This window comes from Tepidiforma sp., from assembly GCF_034433535.1.
Taxonomy (GTDB): domain Bacteria; phylum Chloroflexota; class Dehalococcoidia; order Tepidiformales; family Tepidiformaceae; genus Tepidiforma.
The window spans coordinates 1-1,904 of sequence record NZ_DAOUAO010000205.1 but is presented as its reverse complement, the minus strand read 5'-3'; the positions used below and the strand labels follow the sequence as shown (position 1 = coordinate 1,904).

Genomic DNA, 1,904 nt, shown 5'->3' with positions numbered 1-1,904 from the left:
CCCGCTCCGCCCGCCGCCCGGCTGCGTCTTCCACACCCGCTGCCCGATCGCCATCGACGAATGCCGCGCCCGCCGGCCCGAATGGCGGAACGTCGGCACCGCCGACCGCGAGCACTGGGTCTGGTGCCACCGCGTCTGAGCGGCTGGCTCGCGTAACCGAAACGCCGAGGGGGCTCGAACGAGCCCCCTCGGTTTGTTCTCGCCGGCCCAAAAGCCGCCACAGGCGGGGGTCAGCCCATCGGCACCGGCTCCAGCGCGCGATTCACCCGCGGCAGCACCTCCCGCGCGAGCAGCTCCATCGACTGGCGCCACGGACCGGGCGCATCGGCGTAGTCGAAGCCGAGCACCAGCAGGGTCCCGAAGCCGCCGACCTGCCGGTGCATCTCCAGGAGCTTCTCCGCGACCGTTTCGACCGAGCCCACGAGCCAGCCGTGGTCGACGAAGTACTCCGGCGTGAGGTCCGCCGCGGAGACATTCGGGTCGGCCGTCATCCACTGGGCGAAGTCGAACGCCCGGAAGAGCGGCAGCAGGTACTCCCGCTCCTGGCGCCCCATGTTGCCTTCGAGGCACCAGCGCCGCGCCTCAGCGTCGGTCTCCCCGACGAAGACTTCGCGAACGATCCGCCAGGTGGCCCGGTTCGGCTCGCGGCCGGCGGCGCGCGCAGCCTCCTCGTACACCTCCCAGTGCGTGGCGATGTAATGCGGACTGAGGTTCAGGCTCATCGGGATGAACCCGCGTTCCCCTGCCAGCTTCAGCGTGTCCGACCTCGGGCTGAGGCCCGCGATGCCGATCGGCGGGTGGGGTTTTTGTAACGGCTTCAGGTGGTGGTACAGGAGACCATCGACCATCGGCGGGGGCACATGCACCGTCCAGTACTGCCCCTCGTAGCGCATCTCGCCCTCGGCGTCCCAGATGCGGAGGATGATGTCGAGCGCCTCCGCCGTCATCCGCCGGTTCTCCCCGGCCGCCCCATCGACGTTGAACAGCTGCCAGTCGGAGGGCAGCCCGCTCGAGCCGACCCCGAACATGAAGCGCCCCTGCGCCAGGTGGTCGAGGTAGGCCACGCGGGCGGCCAGTTCGGCGGGGTGGTGATAGGGGAGCAGGTGCGCGCCCGGGGCCAGCTTGATACGGCTCGTCTGCAGCAGCGCCTGCGCGATGAGCAGGTCCGGCGCGGGTACGGGCTCCCAGATGGCGGTGAAGTGCTCGCCGATCCAGGCCTCCGCGAACCCGAGCTCGTCGGCCCAGCGGATCATCTGCAGGTCCCAGCGCGCCCCCTCAATCGGGGACCGCTCCGGCGGATGGGTGGGCATCATGAACAGGCCGATTTCCATGGTCACCTCCTGCCCGGAGGCTACCACCGAATCCATCGGATTATTCAATCGAAGACAATAGATTTCACAAACGTTAAGGCGTTGCCGTCGGCGAGGGGGCCGGGGTCGCCGGCGGCGTCGGGGTCGAAGTTGGCGGCACCGTCGGCGGGCCGTTCGTGGGGAACGCCGGAACCGTCGCGGTCGGCGATGGCGTCGGCGACGGAGACGGCGAGGGCTGCGGCGACGGGGTCGCGGTCGGGGTTGCCGTGGGGCTCGGCCGCGGGGCGGGCGTGTCGGGCACCGCGGTGGGCGTCGGCGGCGCCACCGTCGGCGTTGGCGCGGGTGAGCCACCGCCGCCCTGCGTCAGCGCCGCCGCCAGGAGGATGCCCGCCCCCACTGCAAACAGCAGCAGCCCGGTCACCGCCAGCACGGTGTACCAGGCCGGTCCCTTCGTCCGCGGCGGCGGTCCCCGGCGCACCGGCGCGGTGCTGTGGCGCGGCCGCGCGGGCGGGCGTCCCGGGGGAGCGGCCACCGGCGGCACGGTCGCACGGGCCGGCTGGATCGCCCCGAGGGCAGCCTCGAACTCCGCAAGCG

At 71.9% G+C, this 1,904-nt stretch carries 1 protein-coding gene and 1 pseudogene; both read right to left on the bottom strand.

Translation table 11 applies throughout. The features are described from left to right. Positions 1 to 230: 230 nt before the first annotated feature. Positions 231 to 1,331, bottom strand: a complete 1,101-nt coding sequence (locus VAE46_RS10555; protein ID WP_416223965.1) for an LLM class flavin-dependent oxidoreductase — start codon at positions 1,329 to 1,331, stop codon at positions 231 to 233. 73 nt (positions 1,332 to 1,404) lie between these two features. Beyond that, positions 1,405 to 1,904, bottom strand: a pseudogene (locus VAE46_RS10550) (M23 family peptidase); the annotation flags it as partial.